Below are 26,052 nucleotides of genomic sequence, written 5' to 3'. Positions count from 1 at the left end.
GGAAATATACTTACTGATGAGACTTTGGAAACAAGGAAAAACCCCGCTATTGATGTTATTCAACAGTGGGGTTTTTAGTTTTACTCAATAACAAACTGATTATGATAAAGCTCAGAATAAAATCCTTCCGCCTTCATCAGCTCATCATGGTTACCTTGTTCAATCACTTCACCTTGATGTAGGACGACGATATGGTCGGCATCGAGGATGGTTTTTAAACGGTGGGCGATGACGAAGCTAGTTCGGCCGGAGATTACGTTGTCCATAGCTTTTTGGATCCGGCTTTCGGTTACGGTATCTACATTACTTGTCGCTTCATCTAGAATTAGAAGAGAAGGGTTCGTAATAATAGTTCTCGCAATACTCATAAGCTGCTTTTGACCAACGCTGAAAATATTGTTTTCATCACTGATTTCTGTTTCATAACCTTTTTCCAGGTTCATAATGAAGTCATGGATGTTAGCTTGTTTCGCAGCATTAATCACTTCCTCGTCGCTTGCTTCCGGCTTACCGAAAACAATGTTATCGCGAATAGTTCCTGTAAATAGTACGGAATCTTGTAGCACGATACCGACTTGTTTACGAAGGGAATCAAGGCGAATGTCGCGGATGTCGATATCATCAAAGAGAATCGCGCCACCATCGACATTATAGAAGCGATTAAGCAGGTTCATAACAGTTGTCTTACCAGAACCAGTTGGTCCAACAAGCGCCACCATTTTACCTTTACTTACATCAATTGAAACGTCTTTTAGAACTGGTTTTGCAGGGTCATAAGCGAAATCTACGTGATCTAGTTTGACACCTTTATTAATACCATCAATTGTTTGTAAGTTTTCGCGTTCTACTTCTTCTTCCTCTGCAAATACTTCACTAACACGACGCGCACCAGTGATTGCTAGTTGTAGCAAGCTGTACTGGGACGAAATTTGTGTAAGAGGCATATAAAATTGTTGTGAATATTGAACGAACATAACGATTAAACCAAGAGCGGCTGTGCGTTCAAGGTCGCCGTTTAGAGCTAACCATCCACCGAAGAAGATAACGATAGCTGTATTTAATAGGGAAATACCTTGCATCATTGGGAAAAGTAAACCGGAGTAAACTTGACCTTTGTAAGTAGCATTTTTAACAACATTATTTTGTTTAACAAAGCCCTCAATAGTTTCTTCTTCTAAGCCATTTGTGATAATAATTTTTTGACCAGAAATTTTTTCATCAATGTAGCCGTTAAGTACGCCTAGTTCATCTTGTTGAACATCAACGAATTTACGTGCTTTTCGAATAATCACTGTTGCAATAATAATCGCAAATGGAGCAGATATTAGAGTAACGAAGGCTAGTTCTACATTTTGTTGGAACATCATGATGATAACACCAATCATTAGCGCGACGTTGGATAGTACTTGGATCAATGCTTGGTTTAGTGTATTGGAAATATTATCTAAGTCACTAGTGAAACGGCTAAGCATTTCGCCATCATTGCGGCTATCGAAGAAACGAATCGATAGTTTTTCCATCTTGCGGAAAAGCCCTATACGCATTCTGTTCGTCGATTTACCAGCTACCCCTGTCATAATGATACTTTGGATAAAAGTGGCAGCAGCGAGCAGTACGTAGCAGAGAATCAGCATCCAAATGATATGGATGAAGTCACTCTTGTCATCAACACCCGTTTGTAGTAAACGAACCACGTAATCTCCAAGCTCTTGAACAGCGTTACCAATATATTGTGGTGCTTTTACTTGAAGGTATGTCGCAAAAACTACAGCAATTAAAATGACAAAAAGTTGAGGCTTATAACCCCGCAGATAGTGCCAGAAAAAGCGACTAATTTGTTTGAACTCTTTCATTATGCGGTTACCTCCTTGCCTTTTTGAGTGTCGTAAATTTCACGGTAGATTGCATTTTCTTTCAGAAGTTCTTTATGGGAACCAACGCCAACTAGTTTACCTTGATCGAGCACGAGAATTTTATCTGCTTGAATAACAGAAGAGATTTTTTGTGCAATGATGAAAGTCGTTGTGTCGTCTAGTTCTTTATTCAGTGCTTCTTTAACTAATTTCTCGGATTTTGCATCAAGCGCACTTGTGCTGTCATCGAGAATTAGAACTTTCGGCGAACCGATAACGCCACGTGTAATCGAAAGACGTTGTTTTTGTCCACCAGAGAAGTTATTTCCACGTTCGGAAACAGGTGCTTCATATAGTTTTGCTTGCTTGTCGATAAACTCTTTCGCTTGTGCTATTTTACTTGCGTGTTCCATTTCTTCGGCAGTTGCATCTTTTTTACCATGACGTAAATTGTCTGCAATGGTTCCGGAGAATAGGATTGCGCGTTGAAGCACGAAGGAAACAGTGCTACGAAGTGTTTTTTTGTTGATATCTTTTAGGTTTGTTCCGCCGATAATAACTTCACCTTCAGTTGGATCATAAAGTCGAGGGATGAGTTGGGCAAGGGTAGATTTACCAGAACCTGTTGCGCCAACAATACCGACCATTTCGCCAACATTTGCTTTGAATGAAATATCATTAAGAGCAGGCGTATCGTCACCGTCGTATTGGAAACTAACATGACGGAATTCAACTGTACCTTCTAGGTCTTGTTCTGGTGCGTTTTCATTGTAAGTAATATCTGGTTCTGTTTCCAAAACTTCGGTAATACGTTTCAAGGAAATAAGCGCGCGAGAAGCCATCATCATCAGCATACCACCGATAATAATTGCCATCATAATTTGCATTAAGTAGTTCATAAATGATGCGATAGCCCCGATAACTTCAGGGTTTTCAGCAGCCATGTCGCCTACAAAGAAAATAGAAACAACAATTGCTAAGTTAGAAACGAGCATAAACGCAGGAATCATTACGGAGAAAAGTGTCCCAACGATGATTGTGTGGCGAGTTAATTTGTCACTGACAGTTGTAAAACGACTGATTTCATTGTCTTCTTGCACGAAAGATTTAACTACGCGCATGCCAGCAAGGTTTTCTTTTGCGATAGAATTCACTCGGTCAATTAACTTCTGGATAATGGCAAAGTGCTTACCCATAGACCCAAATGTGAATACAACAATCAGAACAACAAGAACAACGAGTACAATAATTACCCACCATAATTCAGGTAAAGTAAACATCGCTAAAATAAAAGCTCCGATAAACATAATCGGAATTCTTGTTAGCGATTGTAGTGAAAGCATCACTAAGTTTTGTACTTGGGTAATGTCGTTTGTTTGTCGAACAACAAGATTACCTGTCGAAAGTTTTTCGATGTTGCTGAATGAAAATGTTTGGATTTTACGGAAACTAGATTCACGAATATCTGCGCCGACGCCCTGAGCGACTTTGGCTGAAAGAATTGTGTTTAGAATCCCGGCGATAAGGCCGACTGCGGCGATACCGATTAAAAGTGCGCCTATGGATGAGATTTCATCCATATTGTCTTTCATGATGGCGTCTAGGACTTGCTGAAGTAACTTTGGTTGCCATAGTTGTGAGATAACCATGACTACTACAAACAATGTAGATAGTGTCGCTTGTAGCTTGTATTTTTTTAGATGGTGAAACAATACTTTCATGATTTTCCTCCCTTGGAAAACGGAAATAAAAACGTACGAACACATATTCTAATATAGATTGTGAAAATTTGCAAGTAATATTTTCACAAATTGTAAATATGGCGAAAATATGGCGAAATTAGCAATGAAATTCATTTTAAATTGTGAAATACCTGTCATTTTATTGTTCGATTTCTACTTCTACAAATCCTCTTACGCTATTAATTAACCACACAAAGTCTGCTTCAAAAAGGTCTTTTTTTGATAGTACTTTTTCAGAAACCTTATTTTGGGCTAGTAGTTCGGCTCTCATCGTTCCTGGGAGAAGACCTGAAGCAACTGGAGGAGTGAAAAAGCAGCCATTTATAGTTAAAACTACATTCCCGGTAATGAATTCTGTCAGTTCGCCATGTTCATTCCAAAGTAGCGTTTCAGCGGTTTGAGGATTTTTTAAGTCTTCATAGACCTTCCGATGAGTTGTTTTATGGTAGAGAAATAAATCGTTTGAAGGTACAGGATTATCGGCGAGTTGCGCCGTTATTCGCTTGTTTTTTGCATCAATTTCTGTTAGTTCCAAATCAGTTGCACCATCAGGATGTAATAAAAAGCGCACTTTGTATGTGCCAGTCGTATTTTTTTGCGCGGTTTCAGTCCACAATTTTTCTATTTCTTCTCTATTAAAAGGAACTCCGAAAAAATCTGCGCTTGTTTGAAGGCGTTTTAAATGAAAGTCGGTTCGGAAGAGTTCACCATTTTCAAGGCGCAACGATTCAATCAAAGAAAATTCCGTTGCTTTTTCTAAGATAGCTGATTTTGCATGGATTTCGGAAAATTCGCTAGTGGCATCAGAATCCCAGACGATACCTCCGCCAACGCCATAAATTGCCTTGTTCTCAGCGATGGCGATAGTACGAATCGGAACACTAAAAATCGCATTTCCATCAGGCTCGAAATAGCCAATCGCTCCGCAGTAAACCCCACGAGGAGAATCTTCTAACGCTGAAATAATTTCCATTGTTCGTGCTTTAGGTGCGCCAGTTATTGAGCCGCAAGGGAAGAGTGCTTTAAAAATAGTTGTTAAGTCGGTTTCTGGAGGTGTTTCTGCTGTTACGGTTGAAGTCATTTGCCAGACAGTTGGGTAAGGTTCTAGCGTCATTAACTTAGGAACTTTAACACTCCCGGGAACAGCGATCATCCCAAGATCATTTCGAAGTAAATCGACAATCATTACATTTTCTGCACGGTTTTTAGGATCATTTTTTAACCAATCATGTGCTTCTAAGTCCGATTGCTCGGTACTTCCGCGGCGAATAGTGCCTTTCATTGGGCGTGTCGTTAAGAGGTTTTCCTTCCATTTAAAAAATAGTTCGGGTGAGGCGGAAATAATTTCAAAATCATTTGTTGAAAGTAGTGCAGTATAATTTGCCTTCCCGATTTGCTGTAACGTTTTATAAGTCGCTTGAGAAGAAAAGTTATTTGGAACATCACTTTGAAGTCGCACAGTGTAGTTAATTTGGTAGGTATTTCCAGCAGCGATTTCAGCTTTGATTTGGTCGATTTTCTCGGCGTACTCAGGAAAACTTGTATCCATTTTAAAAGAAAGTGGCGCGGAGTCAGGGCATTTGGTAGTTGTGTCGGTAAAGCCGTCATATACACCAAACCAGACGAGCGGCATACGCGCATCGGGTTTTTGGGTTTTCAAATTACTTCGAAAAGCAGGAGCAGCCTCATAACTGACAAAACCAGCGACGTATTTTCCGGATTTTTGGGCTTCTTCGGCTGCTTTCATTATAGGAAGAACTTCTGCTAAATCATGTGCAACCAGTTCATACAGTGGATTTTCAAAAATCTTTGTGTCACCTTCAAAATCAAATCGTAATAAGCTCATTTAACATTTCTCCCTAATCGTACAAAGTTTTCAAGTATGGCATGTCCGTTTTCGGATAGGATTGCTTCTGGGTGGAATTGGACGCTTTGAATCGGTTTTGATACGTGAGCTAGTCCCATTATCACGCCGTCTTCTGTCAGTGCGGTTACTTTTAAATGAGCGGGAACTGTGGCAGGATCGATAACTAAGGAATGGTAGCGTGTCACTTGGAACTTTGGTGTAAGTTCTGCAAATAAACCTTCCCCATTATGCGAAATGATACTTGTTTTTCCGTGAACCGGGACGTCTGCCGGAACCACTTTTGCCCCGAAAAAATGACCGATCATTTGATGACCGAGGCAAATGCCGAGAATAGGAACTTGGATTTTATCTAGTAGAGCTAAACTTATAGGAAAGTCTTCCGGGGAACCTGGTCCTGGTGATAAAACTACCATTTCAGGAGCGATTTGTTGAAAGGCTTCAAGTGAAAAAGTGGTGGCAGAAACAACCTGCACCTCCTCTTGAAGCTCTAAAAAATATTGGTATAAATTATATGTAAACGAATCATTATGATCGATGATTAAAATCACTTTAAATCCCCCTAGTTAAAACGGTTATACTCTTTTATAGCAAATAGCTAGAGAGATAACAAGCCCGAATGTTTGAAGCAGGGAGCCGAGTGGAAAGGTACACTAAATAACCAAAGGAAGGTGTTTGAGATGAAAAATGAACTAGAAGATAAAATTCTTGCCATTTTGGAGCAACATCAAGTAGGTGTATTAACGTCCGTGCAAGGAGATTATCCGCACGCTAGGTATATGACGTTTCTGCATGATGGCTTAACGCTTTACACACCATCTGGGAAAGAATTGCCGAAGACAGAAGAAGTCCGCAGAAACCCACACGTATCTGTTTTAATTGGTTACGAAAGCCCTGGTTCTGCGTTTTTAGAAATTAATGGTTTGGCATCTCTTGAAGAAGATGAATCGATCAAAGAACGCATTTGGGAAAATATTTCTAAAGAATGGTTTCGAGGCGAAGATTCACCATCCTTTGTGGTTATAAAAATTGTTCCGGAACAAATTAGAATACTGAATTCTGATGATGACGGTCCAGACACGCTCGATTTAATTGGTTAAAGATTTGCTTGTAATTTAAGCAGATATGCGATAGAATAACTTTAAATTAATACGAAAAGCGAAGACAAGAAGTAGTAATAAGGTAGAGTTTCTAAAGAGAGCCAGTGGTTGGTGTGAACTGGTGAAGTTTCCTTATGAATCCATCTTGGAGTGAGTGGTGGAAAGCAAAAATTTGCGAGTAAATCATTCCGGCTGGGTCCGTTAAACCTAAATGAAGCTGGGGATTTTTTAGATCCCAATAAGGGTGGCAACGCGGTTAACTCTCGTCCCTTTCCTGTTAATTCGGGAAAGTACGGGAGTTTTTATATGGAAAAAAATAAAGGAGGAGTTAGCATGTTAGATGTTAAATTGTTACGTAATAATTTTGATGAAGTAAAGCAGAAATTACAAAATCGCGGGGAAGACCTTGGTGAATTCGAGAAATTTGGCGAGTTAGATAAACGCCGCCGTACACTGATTGTGGAGACAGAAGCGCTAAAAAGTCAGCGTAATGAAGTGTCTCAAGAAATCGCTAAATTAAAACGCGAAAAACAAGATGCGGACGCTAAGATTGAAGAAATGCGTGTCGTTGGAGACCGAATTAAAACATTAGATATCGAATTACGAGAAATCGATGAAAAATTAGATATGATTTTAATGTCGATTCCAAATATTCCACATGAGTCTACTCCAGTTGGCGAATCGGAAGACGATAACGTGGAAATCCGTAAGTGGGGCGAAGTTCGCGAATTTGATTTTGAACCAAAAGCTCACTGGGACTTAGGAACTGACCTTGATATTCTTGATTTTGAAAATGCTGCGAAAGTAACTGGTAGCCGTTTTGTATTTTATAAAAAATTAGGTGCAAGACTGGAACGGGCGCTAATTAACTTCATGATGGACTTGCATTCGAATGAACATGGCTATGAAGAAATGTTGCCACCGTACATGGTGAACCGTGCGAGCATGACTGGAACTGGTCAATTGCCGAAATTTGAAGAAGATGCTTTCTTAATTGAAGCAGAAGATTATTTCCTTATTCCAACAGCGGAAGTACCAGTAACAAACTACCACCGCGAAGACATTTTAAAAGCAGAAGATTTACCAAGAAAATATACAGCATTTAGCGCATGTTTCCGTTCTGAAGCGGGATCTGCTGGTCGTGATACGCGTGGCTTAATTCGCCAACATCAATTTAACAAAGTGGAATTAGTTCAATTTGTTAAACCAGAAGATTCTTACGAGGCGCTTGAAAAATTAACTGGAAACGCAGAAGAAGTATTGCGTCGCCTAGAATTACCATATCGCGTACTAAGCATGTGTACTGCTGACTTAGGCTTCACTGCTGCTAAAAAATATGACTTAGAAGTTTGGATTCCAAGCTACAATTCTTACCGTGAGATTTCTTCTTGCAGTAATTTTGAAAGCTTCCAAGCAAGACGCGCTAACATCCGTTTCCGTCGTGAACCAGGAAGCAAACCAGAGTACGTGCATACACTTAATGGTTCTGGCTTAGCGCTTGGACGTACAGTGGCTGCCATTTTAGAAAATTACCAAGATGCAGATGGTTCTGTACGCATTCCGAAAGTACTACAAGGTTACATGGGTGGTATTGAGAAAATAGAATTACCAAAATAATGCGGAAGAAGGAGCTGTAATGGCAAATCTTAGCGAATTACCAAACATTGGCAAAGTACTAGAGCAGGACTTAATCAAAGCGGGAATAAAAACTCCCGGCGAGCTAAAAGATGTTGGAAGCAAAGAAGCCTTTTTACGCATTTGGGAAAATGATTCTAGTGTTTGTCTGAGTGAACTATGTGCACTTGAAGGAGCCGTACAAGGTATCAGGTGGCACGATTTAGACGAAGCAAAGAAAACTGAACTCAAAAAGTTTCATCAATCCTTATAGAAAAAGCGACGGTGCATTTGCGCATCGTCGCTTTTTTATTTCCCGGGAAATAGTTATTTTAGCTGTTGTTCTGCAAAGGAAGCGTAAAGTGGATGAGAAGCAACTAATTCACTATGCGTGCCGCGGCCAGTTATTTCCCCATGTTCGATAAAGAGGATTTGGTCGGCGCTTACGATAGTGGAAAGGCGGTGGGCGATAACAAAAGTAGTACGACCTTCCATTAAGTTTGCCAAAGCTTGTTGAACGATTTGTTCGGACTGGCTATCTAAACTAGCTGTCGCCTCGTCTAACATGAGAATGTTAGGATTACGTAAGAAGGCTCGGGCAATGGCAATCCGCTGTCTTTGACCTCCTGAGAGCTTCACGCCACGTTCGCCGACTTCGGTGGCCATTTTGTCAGGAAGCTCGGAAATAAAGCCGTCAGCATAAGCTAGTTTGGCTACATTCCATAACTCATCTTCCGTAATTTCTCGATCCAACCCGTAACAAAGGTTATCGCGAATTGTACCAGAAAGCATCGCACTTTCTTGAGAAACGTAACCAATTTGGGTACGCCATGAGTTAATTGAAATCTCGGAAAGGGGAATGTCTCCTACTAAAATTTCTCCTGTATCCGGTTGATAGAAACGTTCTAAAATCGCAAATAAGGTTGATTTTCCTCCGCCACTTGGGCCGGCGAATGCAATAACTTCTCCAGGTTTCGTATCAAAAGAAACATGTTTTAGAATAGGCTCACCTTCATTATAGGAGAAAGAAATATCAGATGCGCGAATGGTTTTTCCGCTCACATCTACTTTTTTACCAGCGTCGAAATCTTCCTCTGTTTCATTTAGAATATCCGCAATTCTCTCTGTTGCACCTTTTGCTTTTTGAAGTTGGGCGAAGAATGTTGCGAAAGAAGTGACAGGAACAATGATTTGGAACAGATAGAGTAAAAAGGCGATGAGGGTACCTGTAGTCATCGTTCCCGCTGAAACACGAATTCCACCGTAACCAATGATACCAACGATAACACCCATGACAACAAAGAAAATTAGCGGTCCAAGCACAGCGACAACTTTCGCCTCACGAATTCCAAAACCAAATAGACGATTGATTCCTTGATGACCAGCTTCCGTTTCCAGTGTTTCCGCATTCGATGCCTTAACGAGTCTAGCTTCTGACAGGGTTTGGCTAATGGAACCAGTGAAATCAGCCGTTTCGTTTTGAAGCCCTTTAGAGATTTTAAACATTTTCTGGCCAAGTGGTGCAACAACTAGCGCTGTAATTGGAACGGCCACTAAAATGATGAGCGTCATTTTCCAGTCCATGAAGAACAAAATAATAATCGCGCCGACAACCGAAATTATCCCCGTTACAAATTGTGGGAAATGATCAGCAATTAGCTCCTTAACCACGACCGTATCATTTACCATGCGACTTACCATTTCGCCAGTCTTGGTATTATCAAAGTAAGACACAGGCAAATGCACAATTTTTTTCCATAAGCGTTCACGAATCGTTGCTACGACTTTTTGCCCCATGTAGTTAAGTAGGAAAATCGAGAAACCATTCGTTATTGCTTGCAAAATAAATGCCAACACAATTAAAGCGACCATTTTTACATCAAGTGAGGCTATCGAAAAGCCATCAATTAAGTTTTTTGTAAAAAGCGGCACAACAAGGCCAGCGATAGTAGTTATTACACTGGCGAATAAAGCACAGAAAATTATCCAATTCGCAGGTTTTGCGCTAATAAGTAACTGGAAAAATTTTCGCCAACTATATTTTTTCTGATTCATTCATTTCACCCTTCCTGAGTTACCTATCCATAAATTACTTACTTTTTAAGTATAATCAATTTACCTAAAAATAAACCAGTCTAAAGTGGTAATTATGGAATTAATATCGGGATTTGGAATATTTAGCAAAAGTAACAAAAAGTTCGAATTTATGTCAAAACGGCAAATTGAAATGATAAAAAAATTAAGTATTATATAAATAGTTGTAATATAGTTATCTTTAATTGCGTTTTCGGGTTTTTAACATTGGCTAGGAATGGGATTTAGGGTAGGGCCTTTATGATATAATTACGATGAGTTTTTTCAATATAATATAGCAAAGGAGAGAATATGCTATTCTTAAAAGAGCTTGAATCCAATCTAACGGTTAGCAAATTAATGGAGTTGTGCTTTGAACATCCGAATTACAAAGACTACTGCTCGGTTATCAGCACCAAGAAGGGTGAGGTTCTAGAAAGTTTAAGTCCGGCTGGAACAAAAGTATATTTTGTTCTAAGCGGCATATACGGGATGATTGTAGAGAAAGATGCAGAAATGGAAGAAGATAGCTGTAAAGAATGCATTGTTCGTTTCTTGCAAAAAGGAGATAGTTTTGGACTATATCATCTTTTTTATGATGAATGGAGTCCACATGTTTCGATGCAAAGCTTAGGTCACGGAGAAGTTATGGAAGTAGATAGCAATTTCTTGTTCTCTATTTTCGACAAAGAAGATGAGAATAACTTTTTTATGATTAAAGTGATGGCAGAAGAATTACGCGAAGCCCATACGTTTGCAAAACTAAGCTTCTTAAAAAAGGAAGAACGAATCCGCAAAGCCATTCTCAAATGTGCTCAAACTTTAGGAACGTTTTCTGATAACGGGATATTGCTACCAAGAGAAATTACGCAAGAAGTACTTGCAAGATACACCAATACATCACGCGAATATGTGGCTCACACAGTCATGCATTTAATTAAAGAGGATATAATTAGAAATAGACCAAAACCTCTCCTAGTGATGGACAAAACGCGATTATAAATTTGTTTCACGTGAAACTTTTTGGAATGCTCAGTGGCATTCTTTTTTTTTTGTGGAAAAAGCACTTCGAAAGCATTATTCAACTTTTTGCGTTATAATGGCTCTGTAATTGAAAGCGCTTGATAGAAAAGGAGGATGTTTTAATGAGATTTTTTATCGATACAGCGAACGTAGAAGAGATTAAAAAGGCTAACAGAATGGGGTTCATTGCTGGAGTCACCACTAACCCATCACTTGTTGCCAAAGAAGGTCGCGATTTTAATGAGGTCATTCAAGAAATCACATCCATTGTTGACGGACCAATTAGCGGCGAAGTAGTAAGTTTAGAAGCAGATGAGATGATTGCGGAAGGTCGAGTTATTGCAAAAATCCATCCGAATATGGTTGTAAAAATCCCAATGACTGGCGAAGGTTTGGCAGCTGTAAAAGTGTTGACGGAAGAAGGTATTAAAACCAATGTAACGCTCGTATTTTCTGCCACACAAGCTTTACTTGCGGCAAGAGCGGGTGCGACATATGTATCACCATTTTTAGGACGATTAGACGATATAGGTGACGATGGTTTGGTTCTGATTCGTGACATTGCGGATATTTTCGAGATTCACGGGATTCCAACAGAAATTATTTCAGCAAGTGTGCGACACCCAATCCATGTTATTGAATGCGCTAAAGCTGGTGCTGATATTGCCACCGTGCCATTTAAAGTGTTCGAACAAATGCTAAAACATCCTCTGACCGATAGCGGGATTGACAAATTTCTTGCAGATTGGGAAGCGGCGAAAAAATAAAGAGGTAGGTTTCTAACTATGAATCAAACATTTATCGTGAAAAAAGAACATGTTAGTCAATATTCAAATCCTCTTTTTGTGAATAAAAATGAGTCTATTTGGGTGTTTGAAGAAGATACAGAATATCCAGGCTGGATTTTTTGCAAAGGGAAGTCGTCTGGAAAAGAAGGATGGATTCCGAAACAAATTATTCAATTGAGTAATGATGGAAAGAGTGGAACCGTATCAGAAGACTACTCTGCACGCGAATTAAATGTTCAACCCGGTGATAAATTAGAAAGTAATCGCGAGCTCAATGGTTGGGTTTGGTGCGTGACAGAAGAAAATCATGCTGGCTGGGTACCACGAGAAAATTTAGAAGCGTAAAATGTTCCACGTGAAACATTTTATGTAAATATAGCAAAAAAAGCGAAGGGTTTAGTTTTACTTTCGCTTTTTTTGTGGAATAATTAAAGATAACGATAGAAGAATCTAGGTGGGTTTATGGAAAATTGGAAGAAGAATTTGTATGTTGTCTGGGTAGGGTGCTTTCTAACCGGGACCGGATTAAATTTAATCATGCCATTTTTACCATTATATATTGAAGAATTAGGGGTGCATAATCCAGATCAAGTAAGTATGTGGTCTGGAATCGCACTCAGTTCGACCTTTTTAGTATCAGCTATTATGTCACCAATTTGGGGTAAACTAGCTGACCAAAAAGGACGGAGAATTATGCTTTTACGGGCGGCACTAGGGATGGCGATAGCGATGATTCTGATGGGACTCGTAAGTAATGTATACCAATTTGTTGGTTTGCGCTTATTAATGGGGATTTTTTCAGGATACATTTCGACAGCGAATGCTCTTATCGCAACACAAGTTCCTCGTCATCGTAGCGGCTGGGCTCTCGGGGCATTATCAACGGCGGCAGTTTCTGGTGTGCTAATTGGCCCGTTAATTGGCGGAGCACTGTCGGATACATTTGGCGTCAGACCGGTGTTTTACATCACAGGAGTACTTCTTTTAGGTAGTTTTTTTCTCACACTGTTTTTCGTAAAAGAGAAATTTACACCAGTAGAAAAAAAGGAAATGCGGTCGGGAAAAGAAGTTTTCTTATCGCTTAAAAACCCAGGCTTGATTATTTCCTTATTCATTACGACAATGATGATTCAAATTGCGTCCAACTCAGTGAACCCGATTTTGACATTATACGTGCGTGACTTGGCAGGAAATGCGCAAAACATTGCTTTTATTAGTGGGATGATTGCATCTGTTCCTGGGGTTGCGGCGCTTATTGCGGCACCAAGACTTGGTAGATGGGGAGACCGAATTGGTTCGGAGCGAATATTGTTAGGTGCGCTCATAGGTTCCATGTTACTCCAAATTCCAATGGCTTTCGCACAAAATCCGTTACAACTAGGGATTTTACGTTTCTTATTAGGGCTTACAGATGGCGCCTTGCTTCCAGCGGTTCAATCATTGCTTACAAAAAATACACCGCGTGAGGTTTCAGGCCGGATTTTTGGTTATAATCAATCGTTTCAATACATCGGGAATGTCATCGGACCGCTTGTTGGGTCAAGTGTTGCTGCTCATTTTGGTTACGGAGATGTCTTCCTCGTAGTTGCTGGCTTTATTTTTATCAATGTACTAATCAGTTTTTATTTCAACCGAAAAATGCACGGAGAGAAGGGGAATCATGCCAACTGATCTAATAAAATTACCAGGAATAGGTAAAAAAATGGTGTTGATGTTAAATGAAATTGGGATTGAAGAGGTCGCTGATTTAAGAGGGAAGAATCCGATTGAGTTATATGAGGATACTTGCGATAAGCGAGGCGAGAGAATGGATCCTTGTGTACTTTATACGTATCGCTGCGCAGTCTATGTTGCGGAAACGGATGAAGCGGACCAAGATACTGATTTGCGAAAATGGTGGAACTGGAAAGATAAACAACATACAAATGAAAGGAATTTAAAGAATGAATAAGTTGAATGAAGCACTCAAAAAAGCTGAACACATCGTTTTTCTAACCGGGGCGGGAGTTTCTGTCCCTTCAGGAATTCCGGATTATCGTTCGAAAAACGGCTTATACGCTGGGATGAGTAGCCCGGAATATATGCTGAGTCATACGTGTCTTGTGCGTGAACCGGAGAAGTTTTATCAGTTTGTTACAGAAAACATGTACTATCCGAATGCAGTGCCAAACATGATTCATACAAAAATGGCTGAAATCGAAGCGGAAAAAGATGTCACGATTATTACGCAAAATATTGATGGTTTGCATGAAAAAGCGGGTTCGAAAAAAGTCGTGAATTTCCACGGTAGTTTATATCATTGTTATTGTCAAAAATGCGGAATGTCTGTTACCGCGCAGGAGTACTTGAAATCGGATATCCATTCGGGTTGTGGTGGCGTCATTCGTCCGGATGTGGTGCTTTATGAAGAAGCGATTTCAGAAAGTGCGATAGATCAATCACTTGCAGCTATTAGACAAGCGGATTTGATTGTTATAGTAGGGACTTCTTTCCGCGTTAGTCCGTTTTGTAATTTAACGGATTATCGAAATAAAAAAGCGCGAATTTTTGCTGTAAATAAAGAACGAATTTCGCTTCCTTATCCATTTGAAATGATGGAAAGTGACGCTTTGAAAGTTTTCGCAGAGATTTGAAACCTTGCAGTAATAGGGGTGGCGTGATAAAATTTTCTTAACCGGCAAATTGTCCGGAATATTTAGAGAAAATGCATGGTCGTTTTCTCGATGAAAATAAGGAGTGGAGAGTTCCATATGAACCCTGACCCCGAGAGTCAGCAGATTATCTTGCAGTTAATTCTTATTGTGGTGTTGACAATGCTCAACGCATTCTTTGCCTCAGCAGAGATGGCACTTGTATCACTGAACAAAAATCGTGTGAAAAGCCAGGCAGAAACCGGTGATAAAAAAGCCGTTATGCTAGCTAAACTCGTAGACGATCCAAGTAAATTTCTAGCTACTATTCAAGTTGGTATTACGCTTGCGGGATTCTTCTCCAGTGCGTCAGCTGCGACTAGTATTGCGACTAGACTTGAATCTGTTTTTGGAGGAAGTAGTTTTGCGAAAGAGTTATCCATTATTGTCGTAACTATTGTGCTATCGTATATCACGTTAGTTTTCGGTGAACTTTATCCAAAACGTTTAGCACTTCAAAAATCAGAAAAAATTGCCCGTGTTTCTGTACGACCAATCATGGCAGTTGGTGTTGTGCTTCGTCCGTTCGTAAAATTTCTGTCTTTTTCAACCGATATGCTTGTGAAATTAACGAGAATGGAGAAAAATACGGATAATGATAAAATGACGCGCGAGGAAATGCAACTACTGATTGAAACTGGCCGGCGTGACGGTGTAATTGAGGTAGAAGAATTACAAATGCTTCGTGGTGTGTTTGAAATGGATAATAAATACGCGCGTGAAGTGATGGTGCCGCGAACAGATGCGTTTATGGTTGATGCTGAAACAGAATCAGAAGAACTTTGTGATGCATTATTAAATGAGAATTTTTCGAGAGTTCCCGTCTATACAGGCGACCAGGACTCAGTGCTAGGTATTCTGCATATGAAAGATTTTTTTGCGGAAGCGAGAAAGTCAGGTTTTGAAAACATTGATGTGAAAGAACTCGTTAAAGACGCGTATTTTGCGCAAGAGACGATGTTTATTGACGATTTACTTAAAAATATGCAAAGAACTAGAAATCAAATGGCAATTCTAATGGACGAATACGGTGGTGTTGCAGGTATTGTGACTGTAGAAGATCTATTAGAAGAAATTGTTGGCGAAATTGACGATGAAAATGACGTATTTTCGGATGAAGTAAAGAAAATTGATGAGACCACGTTTATCGTAGAAGGTCGCATGCCGCTAGATGATTTCAATAAAATGTTTCACGTGGAACTTCCATCACGTGGCGTAGATACTGTGGCTGGATTTGTGCTTACTTTAACTGGAACAATTCCAGAAGAAGATGATAAAGTAGTAGTAGAATACGGTACACTAAGATTTACAGTAGAAGAAATGAATGATGCCAGGCTGGTTTCAGTTCGTGTCGAAAAAGACATCCAAGCAAGCGAACTTGAACAGATGGCTTAATGATAAAAATAGAAGTGCGGTATGAGAAATCTGTCCGCACTTTTTTCTTAGGAATGAGGTTTTTAAAATGCCAAATATTAAAGAAATAGCCAAATTAGCGGGAGTTTCAGTGACGACAGTATCACGTGTACTCAATAACCATCCGTATGTTGCGGAGGAAAAAAGAGCTCGCGTCCAGGCTGTTATTGATGAATTAGATTATTCACCTAACCGTAGCGCCATGGACTTAGCGCGTGGGAAAACAAATACGGTTGGCGTGATTATACCTTATAATGATCACCCGTGGTTTGACAAAATTGTAAATGGTATTTTAGAAGCAGCTTTTAAAAATCGTTATTCTGTAACGCTTTTTCCAACTGGATATGACCCAAAAGAAGAAGAAAAGTACTTAATGCGTCTTAAAACAAAACAAGTGGATGGATTAATTATTACTTCCCGTGCGAATAATTGGGAAGTGATTTTGCCATATGTAGCGTATGGTCCGATTATTGCTTGTGAATATGTAGAATCTAAAGAAATATCTTGCTCCTATATTGACCGGGTGAAAGCTTATCGAGCAGGATTTGAATTTTTGCGAGAGGAAGGTTATAGAAAAGTCGCATTCACTGCGGGAAGAGCGTCACGAGAAAGCACAAGTACATATGGAAAGATTAATGCGTATGAGCAGGTTTATGGCTCAGTTGGAGATAATCGTTTTTTAAGTGAGTGTTACACGTTGGAAGATGGTATAAAGGCAGCTGAACACTTTTTTGCGAAAGGGAAAGATTGGCCTGATGCGATTTATGCAAATGGTGATGAGGTTGCGGCCGGCGTGATGTATCATGTAAAAGAACTTGGTTTGCGCGTACCAGAAGATGTTGCTATCTTAGGGCAGGAAAATCTCCCAATCGGTAAAGCTTTAGAAATCACTACCCTTGACCATCATCTGAAAAAACTCGGCGCGAATGCTTTTTCGATTTTTGAACAAGGTAAACTACAAAGAATCAAAGTAGAACATGAATTAATTAAAAGGAAAACAGTATAAAAACCCTTTTTGAATAATATTTTATAATATTGCTTGACATGAAACCCATTTCATCATTTAAAACTAATATATAAGGTGATGAAGGAGGCGAATGTGATGAAATTAGATGGTGTATGCAAGATTAATTCTGCACTTGGAATGGAATATCAATTCGGAGAGTTCTACATTGACAGAGACTATCTTGTTTTTGACCAAAACTTTAGCTTAGGTATGAAAAAACGTCAAACATTTCCAATTGCAAAATTAGCAAAGATTGCTCTTGTTCGAGAAGAAGCTAAAATTCTGCTAACTTTTAGCTGTGATAATATTGATTTTGAGATAACTGGTAATTCTCATGATAATTTGCGCGAATTTCGGGATATACTCCAAAATAAAGGTGTTACAAATCTAGAAATTAATAAAGCTGATAATAAGAAAAAAACGAGATATACAACGCATCATTATCACAACTTCGCTAAATCTTGAAGGAGGGGCTTAAATGTATAAAGCAATAATTTTTGACGTAGATGGAACCATTCTAGACACGGAAAGAGCTGTTTTGCATTCTCTTCAAGCGGTTTTGGCCGAAGAAGGATTAAGTTACGAACTGGACGAATTACGTTTTGTACTTGGGATTACTGGAGCTGCTGCGGTGGAACAGTTAAACATTTTAGATCAAGAAAAAGTATTGGATAAGTGGATTGAAAGAGAAGCTTCTTTCATTGAAGAAGTAGAGATTTTCGAAGGTATTCATAAAGTACTGCATGCTATTCCAGAAAGTGGCGTTGTTACTTCTAAAAATGCGTTAGAAATGGAAAAAGGTTTTTATCCATTTAATATTCAGGATCATTTTCAAGCGATCGTTTGTGCAAGTGATACTGAAAAGCATAAGCCTCATCCAGAACCATTATTGAAGGGGTTAGAAATTCTTGGCAGGGAGCCGCATGAAGTGCTTTATGTTGGGGATTCGATGTATGATATGAAGTGCGCCCATGCGGCCGGAGCTCATTTTGGCTTAGCTCTTTGGGGCGCAAAAACAACAGAAGGTTTCGAAAAGGCAGAATTGATTTTCGAAAAACCAGAAGATATTTTAGCTTATGTAAATAAATAAGTAAGACCCGCGAACCTTCTAGCAAGGCAAGCGGGTCTTTGTGCGTAAAGTATCCATCAGAAACTGCTCCTAAACATGTGGTTTCATCCAGTTTGACGCTTGTAGATTCAACACTAAAAGTCTTTTAGTTTTTGCTGCGCAGGAATAAGGTGTGTGTCGTAATTATCAATTTTGAAATCAAGTCGATCAAGTGCTTCTTGCATCATGTCCATCCGTTTTTTTAGTTCAATTCGTTGTTCTTTCAGCAATTCGACACGAGCTTCCAGTGTATCCTCTCCTTCACGGAAAAGTGCCAAATAATCGATTAAAGCCTCAATAGATAAACCAGCTCGGCGCATTTGGCGACTAAACAAAATCCAACGTATGTCTTCTGCGCCAAATTTGCGAATCCCGTTTTCATTACGATGTATAGGTGGAATTAAACCAATGCGTTCGTAGTAGCGAATTGTATCGGCAGAAACGCCACTTTTTTCACTAGCTTCTTTGATATTCATTGTTAAGTCCTCCGAAGCGTCCACCACATAAAAACTAATTTTATTTTTGGTCATAGCCATTCTCCTTTACTGATTTTCTATAATAACTGTATTCCTTGAAGTGAACTTTAAGTCAAGCGAAAAAGCAACCATGATTATTTATTCATGATTGCTATTATTTGTTTGAAGTGTAGACAGATAAGCTAAGAGCAACCCGTCCATTTTGCGGAGCGATAAGTTTGTTTGTTCATAGAATTTGTCCAAACGATATTGAATAGTATTCCGGTGCATAAAAAGCTCTTTAGCTGTGAGACTGATGTTTCCTTGGTTCTTAAATAACGTATGAATCAGTGGAATCCAAGTGTCATCTTGATGGAAAAGGTCGTTGAGTTCATTCGTGATTAAACTTTCTTTCATTCGAAGCGCGATAACTTTTAAACTTTCGGAAGCCACAGTCTGAACTACCTCACGATTATTATGGTTGAAAATGGCACGTTCTTCAGCAAATAAGCCACGCAATCGATCATTTAACGGATGGAAAAGTCCCATGAAAAAAGTGGATTGTATATAGAAATCATTTTCAAGTGTACTGGCAACAGCAATTAGTTCCTCTTCGCCAAGTAGCGACCCCGTTGATTTTTCAACAATAACACCGTAGTTAGTCGAAAACATAATTAACTCAGCTTCTGGACTAAAAAAACTCAGCAAAGCTTTTTGCCATTCTTGTAACATGCTTTTAGTTGTAGCAGTCTTAATATGGAACTGCGTAATGCGATATGTTTCTTTCTCGTTCGTCATCACCAATTCTTTATTTCCGAATAACAAATCAAACCAAAACTGAGTAGATTCTTTTGTAAATGTTGGTAATGGTTCTGGAAATAACGTATGTAATAACATCGCTTCTTCTTCTGAGAGATTGCTCTTAGGAATAGTAAAATAATACGGTTCTTCGAAAAAAGAAATCGTATCTGAGCTGGATTTTATTGGGTTTTTTGAAATAACTATATTGGGATATCTATTTTTTAATATTTTAATATGCACAGTGGATAGCACCCCTTCTCTACTCTTTATTTTTACAAAAGAAAGATAGGAAGTCAAATTATTGCCTGGGAAATAAAAAGGTTGCGCAGTCAACTAAAATCCTGCTATACTATAATGGTTGACGCCGCAACTAATTATGTGGCGGATTTTTTTATGAGGAGTCGGATAAATGGCAGATAGACAGGAAAGTTTAGCAAAAGCCATCGCAATTATTCATCGTTCAGAAAGCACTTTTAAAAATAAAAAATTACTAGAAACTGGTCTTAATATAGGTCAATTACGTTATTTATGGACGCTGTATAAAGAAGATGGTATTTCTCAAGAATCTATGGCGAAAAGGTTTATGGTCGATAAAGCAAGTGTGACAAGGCACATTAAGCGCTTAGAAGAACTGGGGATGATTCGCCGTGAAATTGATGCGAAAGATAGGCGTATTCAGCGGATTTTTGTGACGGGAACTGGTTTTCAGATGCGCGATTTAATTGAAGAAGTGACAGTAGAATGGTCTGCACTTTTAACAGCGAATTTTAGTGAAAAGGAAAAAGATGACTTAATGCATTTGATAGGACGACTTTCAGATAATGCGATTATAGCAGTCGAAGGAGGAGAATCTGAATGAAAGAACAGAGTAAACGATTAGGTGAAGATAGCATTCCTTCACTCATGGCGAGATTGTCGATACCGGCATTTATCGGCATGTTTGTTATGGGAATGTATAATATTGTTGATACGATTTTTGTGTCATATGGCGTTGGTCCATCAGGGGTTGCAGCACTTTCGATTGCCTTCCCGGTCCAAATGATACTAATGGCGATGGCAGCAATGTTTGGGATTGGGGGTGCGTCGATTATTTCCCGCTCGCTCGGTGCCGGCGAACAAAAACATGCGGATAAAGTATTCCATCAAGTTATTTGGTTAGTACTTATTTCTAGCATTTTTATTGCAATTGTAACCTTTATTTTTTTAGATCCACTTATTACGCTTTTTGGGGCACCAGCGGATATTCATGATATTGCCAGTGATTTCTTATCACTTATTTTACTAGGTGCAGTATTCCAAACTTTTGCGATGGCGATGAATAATATCGTTCGTTCGGAAGGTAATGCAAAAACAGCGATGTTAACTATGATTATTTCCGCTATATTAAATATGATTTTAAACCCGATTTTCATTATGGGATTCGGTATGGGAGTCCGTGGTTCTGCCCTTGCAACTGTTATTGCACAGGCTGTTGGCGCGATTTGGCTCTTGATTTACTTTTTATCAGGCAAAAGTACTTTATCTTTAAAAGGGTTCTCATTCCGAATGGATTTCCCGCTGATTCGCCGGATTATGGCAATCGGATTCCCGTCATTTATTATGATGTCCGCGGGTAGTATCGTAACGGTTGCGGTAAACTGGATGCTTAATATTTATGGTGGAACAATGGCAATTGCAGTATACGGAATTGCGAACCGGATTGCGTCGTTCGTCATTATGCCAATCAATGGTGTCACACAAGGGATGCAACCAATCGTCGGCTTCAACTACGGTTCCAGACAATTCGAACGCGTAATGAAAGCTGTCAAAGTGTCTATGATTGCTGCGACCGTAATGTCACTAATTGCTTGGGGCTTGGTAGAAATTTTCCCAGGAATGCTCGTACGAATTTTCTCTAACGACCCAGAGCTAATCGCCCAAGGAACAACCGCTGTTAGATTTATGCTTCTAGCTGCGCCAACAATCGGTTTCCAAATTGTCTGCGGAGGACTATATCAAGCGCTTGGTCGAGCAAGAATTTCATTTATCATCTCCCTAATGCGCCAAATCATCTGTTTAGTACCACTTTTACTTATTTTGCCACAGTTCTTCGGTTTAGATGGTATTTGGTACGCCTTCCCATTAGCAGATTTAGGCGCGTTCACCGTCTGTCTAGTGATTATGAGTAAAACATGGCGCCGAATTTTTAAAAATCCCGAGATAGTTTAAGGTAAAACGAATTGGGTATTTTCTAACTAGTGTCTCAAAAACAAAGGAGCGATTTATATGGCAAAAATGTACCCGTATTTGGCTTTTGAAAATGCAAAAGAGGCTTTAGGATATTATGAAGAAGTGTTCGGAGCAACGAATATTTCAAGGCTTCCAGTAAGTGAGGAACAAAGCGAAATGTTCGGATTAGCAAAAGAAAACTTAGAGAACACAACGGTTCACGGTGGCTTTACCGTCCTTGGCGCAAATTTATTTTGTTCCGATTCATTCGGCAAAGAAGTAAAACCATCCAACCAAATTTCAATTATGCTTGATTCTAACAGTGAAGACCCAGCGGCAGTAGCCGACGCCGATGCTTTCTTTGAAAAAATAAGCAGCTCAGGAAGAGTGACAGTAACATTACCTTTCGAAGAGCAATTCTGGGGCGGTAAAATGGGACAATTCGTCGATGAGTACGGAATTTCTTGGATGATTCATACGCAACCTTATTCTAAATTATAAAAAACAAGTGGACCAGATATTGGTTATCTTGGTCCACTTTTTTATTTGGATTCACTTTTTTCATTAAGTAATGTTCGCCGATGCCAGGAATGACAAACGATTTGCCAACTTTACGATAGCCATGTTTTTCATAAAAACCAACAGCGACAATCCTCGCATTGCACCAGATAATATCTGCGCCGCGCTTCCAAATTTCCGCTTCACCTTCTGCAATTAAAGCCGTGCCGAGACCCTTCAAGCGCATCCGGCGTTCTGTCGCCACACCGCGAATCCGGTATTGAGCGGGATTCATAATAACAGTCGATTTTTCTGGATAAAAACTGGCAATCCCAAGTAAAACATCCTTTTCAAAAGCACCTAAATGAAAAGTACCCTCCATATCATCATTTGGATAAATTGCGTTTTCTTCAGGCTGTTCTGGGCGAAGAACCCGGTGCCTAATATCTTGTGTGTCTTTTGCCCTGATTGGCTTGATTTCCACGGCACTCACCTCCACATTATTTCTTTCTATTATAACCAATCTTTTTAAAATATCTATTCAAAAGTTAATGTTGTTTCATAGGAATAACCACGAACCAGCTCTTGATTAATCCAAGCCACCGTTTCTTGTAAAAGGTAATTCTCATTTTCTTGAGGTGTCTCCCAGTTTTGTGGTGTGACAAAAGCTTGCCGCTCGCTTGATAATAAATACCGTTCACCCGGTGCGCCAATAGAATGATCTAACTCAATGAACAGATAAGCTTGCCCCTCTAACATGCAATAACCAGGAAACTGCTGATAGCTTTTCGAAAGACCAAGGTGACTCACGGTTTTCTGAACTTCTTGATGAAAAGCTGGGTCGTTTAAAATATCGGCATGCACAGGCGTTAGAAGTGGCTCTGTAAGCAAAAGTCGGGCAGTTGTTAGAAGTTTTGTCGAGTCAGTTTCGCGTTTTAATAAACCTTGATAACGGTCAATTAGCCACTTTTTACGAGCAATGCGAGCTTCTTCATCCATTAATTTTTGCTGATATTTTATAAGCAAATCGGGCAAACTTTCCGATGTGTTTTTGTTGAGATATTGTTTTAGTTCTTGCAAGGAAAACCCCATATACTGCAACGCTTGAATGAGGTTGAGTTGTTCTTCTTGAGCCGTTTTGTAGTAGCGATACCCAGAAGTCGGATCGGTAAAAGCAGGGACCAAAAGCCCAATTTTATCATAATAGCGCAATCGTTGGATGGAGAGTTGGCTTTTCTTTGCCATTTCCCCAATGGAAAAAAGCGGTTCCACATTTATCACCCTTTCGTCTTGACTCTATAGTTACTATACACTTTATCATAAAGGTAATTCAAAGCGAGAGGTGAAAAAAATGAAAATTATTGTGGAAAAAGATTACGAAAACATGAGTAAAACAACGATGCAACTGCTTTTAGGGAAAATGTATCAAGACAAGTTGGTTCATTTAGCCATCACAGCAGGCTCCACACCGAAGCGAATGTACGAACTGATGGTGGAAGAAATGAAAGAAAAAGCACCACTGACAAATGTAAGCTATTATAATTTTGACGAAATTCCAATTGGAGACGAAAAATACGGCGTGACAATTGCCAATTTAAAAGCGATGTATTTTGATCCAGCGGGAATTCCAGAAGAACAAATTCACATGCTAGATACGAAAAACTATACAGACCATGAAGCGCATTTGAAAGCAGTTGGAGGCTTGGACGCGATTTTAATTGGGATTGGTGAAGATGGTCACTTCTGCGGGAACTTACCTGGCGTAACCAAATTCGGCGATGAAACCCGACTTGTTTCCGTTCAATCACGCCCAGATATGTTCGATATTTTGCTCGGGGAAGTTGGCGGCGATGCAGAAAAAGTCCCAGAATACTACGTAACAATGGGACCAAAAAGCGTCATGCACGCAAAAGAAGTCATCCTATTCGCAAACGGCAAGAAAAAAGCAGCGATTATTAAAAAAGCCCTACAAGGCCCAGTGACAGAAGACATTCCAAGCTCGATTTTCCAGTTGCACCCTAATTTTACAGTGGTGCTGGACGAGGAAGCGGCGAGTGAGTTGAATATTTAAAAACAGGCCAGCGATATTGCTGGCTTTTTTTGTGGGTGGAAACAGAATTGTTTGTGATTTAAAGTGCAAGGTCATGTGTTTTTATGCTAAAATAATTTCAAAAGCCTTGCAGGTAGTTTTAACTCAAATCTTCATGAATTTACAGATAGAAATGGAGTTTTTAAATGAAAACCAAAATCTCTTTTGAGGAAGCTAACCAGTTAGTGAATATAAGGGAACAAAGTGCAAAAGAAATCATCACTTCACGAGGTCTGCAACTGAGTATTATTGCGCTTTTTTGTGTTTTTATGGCACTGTTACCGTTGAAGAACTCTATAGTTATAACAAGTATTCTTATTATCATTATAGTAATAAGCTATATTTATTATTTTATTTTGAAGTCTAATAATAAGCTGTTGGAAGACTTTGGATGGCAACTAGCTAAATATATAATGCTCCAGACTATTACTGTGAGCTTAATTTTGGGAATAAGAGTCGATGGTGGAAGACCTTTTGGAGATTTTTATATGATAGTAGCACTGTTTTATCTTGTGTTGATTGCGGTATTTAGCTATTTCCGATGCAAAGCAATGATGCTAAATTATCTAAAAAACAATAATGTGAAGTTTGAAAAATCTGTAGTCACTAAAATATGGGGCAAAGGCTTTTCTAAACTTTTAATGGGACTGCTAGTAGCAATTATTCTCGGAGCTCAAATGTATAGGCTAGGTAAATGGTGGTTTATTGGTAATGATAGCTCACTAAGCGTAATATCTATCCAAAATGAATGGTTGGGAGCTTTAGTAGTATTAGCCGGAGGGATATTATTCCTACTACTTCTAGTTGTTTTTTCGCTACTCCCAACATTACTATTTAATCCAAAAATAATTACAAATGGTGTCTTACTGAAAAAATATGCAACAGAATTTCAACAAGAAAATGCGAGGAGCAACCAATGAATACTCTATCCAAGTTAATAAATTCTGTCTCTTTTGAAAATGCTTTAGAAAAAAATTCAATGCATCGAGTATATGTGAACTTGAATGGTACAGGAAAAGAACTAATACCTAAGTCGATGAAAGTGTATTTTTTAGCCGGTTTTTCATGGTTTATATGTTTGATTTCTGGTATTAAAGGTGCTAGTTTTCCAATTGTAGCCTCTATTATAATCCTAGGGATTTTCATAGGATTTGTCAGGAGTAAACATTATTTTAAAAATACAGCTTATACAATAGCTGTTTATTTGCTAACGCAAACAACTGTCCTTTTTTTCTTCTCTGTTTGGATGCCTTGGGGAAATCCAGATATGACTAAAACAATTGCTGTTTTATATATTTTAGTAGGTTATACTCTCTCGTTTTATATTGTAAGGGTTAGATTAATTGAAAATACCCAGATAAATTACCTGATAAATGATGGGAAATTAATAAGAAAAAGAAAAATGATAAAGATTTTAAAAATAGTGGTAGCTATCTCAGGGGTTTCTTTGGTATTTGCAGTGTTGGGAATGAAAGATTATGCGATGAGTAGTGATTGGTGGACTAGTAGCGAGAATTATGATTATTCATTTGACTCTTTTGCAGGAATCATTACATACATTTTATTTACATTTATTGGTCTAGTAAATTTGGCTCTATTCACATTATTTCCGACTTCTATTTTAAAAGCATCAGTCGTGGTGAACGGTTTTATTTATAAAAAGTACTCGGAGGAATTTAGAAAAGAATATGAGTTTACGGATAGGGAATGGTACGGTGAATAGATAC

The 26,052-nt window shown here is 39.0% G+C and carries 28 protein-coding genes and 1 other annotated feature; of the genes, 19 read left to right on the top strand and 9 right to left on the bottom strand.

Annotated features, from left to right (window positions below):
- Positions 1-80: 80 nt before the first annotated feature.
- The 4 genes from HRK21_RS05465 to HRK21_RS05450 all read right to left on the bottom strand — a co-directional run bounded on the left by HRK21_RS05465 (position 81) and on the right by HRK21_RS05450 (position 6,010).
- Entirely contained in the window at positions 81-1,853 is a 1,773-nt protein-coding gene (locus HRK21_RS05465) for an ABC transporter ATP-binding protein (RefSeq protein ID WP_069887467.1), read from the bottom strand.
- Complete coding sequence (locus tag HRK21_RS05460) at positions 1,853-3,574, bottom strand: ABC transporter ATP-binding protein (RefSeq protein ID WP_003739938.1); 1,722 nt, start codon at positions 3,572-3,574, stop codon at positions 1,853-1,855. Before HRK21_RS05460 ends, HRK21_RS05465 begins: the two co-directional genes overlap by 1 nt.
- 160 nt (positions 3,575-3,734) lie before the next feature.
- A complete protein-coding gene (pabB, locus tag HRK21_RS05455) occupies positions 3,735-5,441 on the bottom strand; it encodes an aminodeoxychorismate synthase component I (protein ID WP_070006611.1) in 1,707 nt (568 codons plus the stop codon).
- Positions 5,438-6,010 carry an anthranilate synthase component II gene (locus tag HRK21_RS05450; protein ID WP_003739936.1) on the bottom strand — a complete coding sequence of 191 codons (573 nt, stop codon included), beginning with the start codon at positions 6,008-6,010 and terminating at the stop codon, positions 5,438-5,440. Before HRK21_RS05450 ends, pabB begins: the two co-directional genes overlap by 4 nt.
- A 129-nt stretch (positions 6,011-6,139) precedes the next feature.
- On the opposite strand from HRK21_RS05450, the gene HRK21_RS05445 reads away from it, so the two are divergent.
- From HRK21_RS05445 to HRK21_RS05435, 3 genes are all read left to right on the top strand, one after another.
- Positions 6,140-6,559, top strand: coding sequence for a pyridoxamine 5'-phosphate oxidase family protein (locus HRK21_RS05445; protein ID WP_003722108.1), 420 nt, complete (start codon positions 6,140-6,142; stop codon positions 6,557-6,559).
- A 52-nt stretch (positions 6,560-6,611) separates the two neighbouring features.
- Positions 6,612-6,833 (top strand) — a binding site (T-box leader).
- 59 nt (positions 6,834-6,892) lie between these two features.
- Positions 6,893-8,176, top strand: a complete 1,284-nt coding sequence (gene serS, locus HRK21_RS05440) for a serine--tRNA ligase (protein WP_003739935.1) — start codon at positions 6,893-6,895, stop codon at positions 8,174-8,176.
- 19 nt (positions 8,177-8,195) lie between these two features.
- A complete protein-coding gene (locus tag HRK21_RS05435; RefSeq protein WP_069887464.1) occupies positions 8,196-8,447 on the top strand; it encodes a TfoX/Sxy family protein in 252 nt (83 codons plus the stop codon).
- 53 nt (positions 8,448-8,500) lie between these two features.
- On the opposite strand, the gene HRK21_RS05430 is transcribed toward HRK21_RS05435, so the two are convergent.
- Positions 8,501-10,228, bottom strand: coding sequence for an ABC transporter ATP-binding protein (locus HRK21_RS05430; protein WP_070006610.1), 1,728 nt, complete (start codon positions 10,226-10,228; stop codon positions 8,501-8,503).
- Positions 10,229-10,558: 330 nt separating this feature from the next.
- On the opposite strand from HRK21_RS05430, the gene HRK21_RS05425 reads away from it, so the two are divergent.
- From HRK21_RS05425 to HRK21_RS05380, 10 genes are all read left to right on the top strand, one after another.
- Complete coding sequence (locus HRK21_RS05425; RefSeq protein ID WP_003728622.1) at positions 10,559-11,248, top strand: Crp/Fnr family transcriptional regulator; 690 nt, start codon at positions 10,559-10,561, stop codon at positions 11,246-11,248.
- 143 nt (positions 11,249-11,391) lie between these two features.
- Positions 11,392-12,036 (top strand): fructose-6-phosphate aldolase, encoded by a 645-nt coding sequence (gene fsa / locus HRK21_RS05420; protein WP_003725036.1) that lies wholly within the window; start codon positions 11,392-11,394, stop codon positions 12,034-12,036.
- 18 nt (positions 12,037-12,054) lie between these two features.
- Positions 12,055-12,402: an SH3 domain-containing protein gene (locus HRK21_RS05415; protein WP_070006609.1), complete on the top strand. Its 348-nt coding sequence runs from the start codon at positions 12,055-12,057 to the stop codon at positions 12,400-12,402.
- Between the two features lie 117 nt (positions 12,403-12,519).
- Positions 12,520-13,728, top strand: a complete 1,209-nt coding sequence (lde, locus tag HRK21_RS05410) for a multidrug efflux MFS transporter Lde (RefSeq protein ID WP_003722101.1) — start codon at positions 12,520-12,522, stop codon at positions 13,726-13,728.
- Entirely contained in the window at positions 13,718-14,008 is a 291-nt protein-coding gene (locus HRK21_RS05405; protein ID WP_070006608.1) for a helix-hairpin-helix domain-containing protein, read from the top strand. The genes lde and HRK21_RS05405 overlap by 11 nt, the downstream gene beginning before the upstream one ends.
- Positions 14,001-14,690: an NAD-dependent protein deacylase gene (locus HRK21_RS05400; RefSeq protein WP_070006607.1), complete on the top strand. Its 690-nt coding sequence runs from the start codon at positions 14,001-14,003 to the stop codon at positions 14,688-14,690. Before HRK21_RS05405 ends, HRK21_RS05400 begins: the two co-directional genes overlap by 8 nt.
- A 117-nt stretch (positions 14,691-14,807) precedes the next feature.
- Positions 14,808-16,142: a hemolysin family protein gene (locus tag HRK21_RS05395; protein WP_070006606.1), complete on the top strand. Its 1,335-nt coding sequence runs from the start codon at positions 14,808-14,810 to the stop codon at positions 16,140-16,142.
- Between the two features lie 67 nt (positions 16,143-16,209).
- Complete coding sequence (locus tag HRK21_RS05390) at positions 16,210-17,166, top strand: LacI family DNA-binding transcriptional regulator (RefSeq protein WP_003739927.1); 957 nt, start codon at positions 16,210-16,212, stop codon at positions 17,164-17,166.
- Positions 17,167-17,262: 96 nt separating this feature from the next.
- Positions 17,263-17,631, top strand: a complete 369-nt coding sequence (locus HRK21_RS05385) for an RpiR family transcriptional regulator (protein ID WP_069887457.1) — start codon at positions 17,263-17,265, stop codon at positions 17,629-17,631.
- A gap of 13 nt (positions 17,632-17,644) precedes the next feature.
- Complete coding sequence (locus HRK21_RS05380) at positions 17,645-18,256, top strand: HAD family hydrolase (protein WP_003739925.1); 612 nt, start codon at positions 17,645-17,647, stop codon at positions 18,254-18,256.
- Positions 18,257-18,369: 113 nt separating this feature from the next.
- Here HRK21_RS05380 and HRK21_RS05375 read toward each other — a convergent pair whose 3' ends face one another.
- Both HRK21_RS05375 and HRK21_RS05370 read right to left on the bottom strand, forming a co-directional pair.
- Positions 18,370-18,804 carry a MerR family transcriptional regulator gene (locus HRK21_RS05375; protein ID WP_003739924.1) on the bottom strand — a complete coding sequence of 145 codons (435 nt, stop codon included), beginning with the start codon at positions 18,802-18,804 and terminating at the stop codon, positions 18,370-18,372.
- Positions 18,805-18,888: 84 nt separating this feature from the next.
- On the bottom strand, positions 18,889-19,770 hold the full coding sequence (locus HRK21_RS05370; protein ID WP_031695330.1) for a helix-turn-helix domain-containing protein: 882 nt from the start codon (positions 19,768-19,770) through the stop codon (positions 18,889-18,891).
- A 169-nt stretch (positions 19,771-19,939) separates the two neighbouring features.
- Here HRK21_RS05370 and HRK21_RS05365 point away from each other — a divergent pair, with 169 nt between their 5' ends.
- From HRK21_RS05365 to HRK21_RS05355, 3 genes are read left to right on the top strand one after another with little or no spacing between them, the layout of a single operon-like run.
- Positions 19,940-20,389 carry a MarR family winged helix-turn-helix transcriptional regulator gene (locus HRK21_RS05365; RefSeq protein WP_070006605.1) on the top strand — a complete coding sequence of 150 codons (450 nt, stop codon included), beginning with the start codon at positions 19,940-19,942 and terminating at the stop codon, positions 20,387-20,389.
- Positions 20,386-21,738 (top strand): MATE family efflux transporter, encoded by a 1,353-nt coding sequence (locus tag HRK21_RS05360; RefSeq protein WP_070006604.1) that lies wholly within the window; start codon positions 20,386-20,388, stop codon positions 21,736-21,738. The genes HRK21_RS05365 and HRK21_RS05360 overlap by 4 nt, the downstream gene beginning before the upstream one ends.
- A gap of 57 nt (positions 21,739-21,795) precedes the next feature.
- On the top strand, positions 21,796-22,239 hold the full coding sequence (locus HRK21_RS05355) for a VOC family protein (protein WP_070006603.1): 444 nt from the start codon (positions 21,796-21,798) through the stop codon (positions 22,237-22,239).
- On the opposite strand, the gene HRK21_RS05350 is transcribed toward HRK21_RS05355, so the two are convergent.
- Both HRK21_RS05350 and HRK21_RS05345 read right to left on the bottom strand, forming a co-directional pair.
- Positions 22,229-22,720 carry a GNAT family N-acetyltransferase gene (locus HRK21_RS05350; protein WP_070006602.1) on the bottom strand — a complete coding sequence of 164 codons (492 nt, stop codon included), beginning with the start codon at positions 22,718-22,720 and terminating at the stop codon, positions 22,229-22,231. The two genes, HRK21_RS05355 and HRK21_RS05350, sit on opposite strands and share 11 nt — an antisense overlap.
- Positions 22,721-22,773: 53 nt before the next feature.
- Positions 22,774-23,508: a MerR family transcriptional regulator gene (locus tag HRK21_RS05345; RefSeq protein ID WP_070006601.1), complete on the bottom strand. Its 735-nt coding sequence runs from the start codon at positions 23,506-23,508 to the stop codon at positions 22,774-22,776.
- Between the two features lie 79 nt (positions 23,509-23,587).
- Between HRK21_RS05345 and HRK21_RS05340 the strand changes: the two genes are divergently transcribed.
- The 3 genes from HRK21_RS05340 to HRK21_RS14000 all read left to right on the top strand — a co-directional run bounded on the left by HRK21_RS05340 (position 23,588) and on the right by HRK21_RS14000 (position 26,048).
- The gene (locus tag HRK21_RS05340) at positions 23,588-24,307 is read left to right on the top strand and encodes a glucosamine-6-phosphate deaminase (protein WP_069008665.1); all 720 of its coding nucleotides are present in this window, start codon (positions 23,588-23,590) and stop codon (positions 24,305-24,307) included.
- A 164-nt stretch (positions 24,308-24,471) separates the two neighbouring features.
- A complete protein-coding gene (locus HRK21_RS05335; RefSeq protein WP_070006600.1) occupies positions 24,472-25,245 on the top strand; it encodes a hypothetical protein in 774 nt (257 codons plus the stop codon).
- Positions 25,242-26,048 carry a hypothetical protein gene (locus HRK21_RS14000; RefSeq protein WP_223276781.1) on the top strand — a complete coding sequence of 269 codons (807 nt, stop codon included), beginning with the start codon at positions 25,242-25,244 and terminating at the stop codon, positions 26,046-26,048. The genes HRK21_RS05335 and HRK21_RS14000 overlap by 4 nt, the downstream gene beginning before the upstream one ends.
- The last annotated feature ends 4 nt before the right edge of the window (positions 26,049-26,052 follow it).

This window comes from Listeria monocytogenes, assembly GCF_013282665.1.
GTDB lineage: Bacteria > Bacillota > Bacilli > Lactobacillales > Listeriaceae > Listeria > Listeria monocytogenes_C.
The sequence above is the reverse complement of the archived record's forward strand: the minus strand, read 5'-3'. Positions and strand labels throughout refer to the sequence as shown.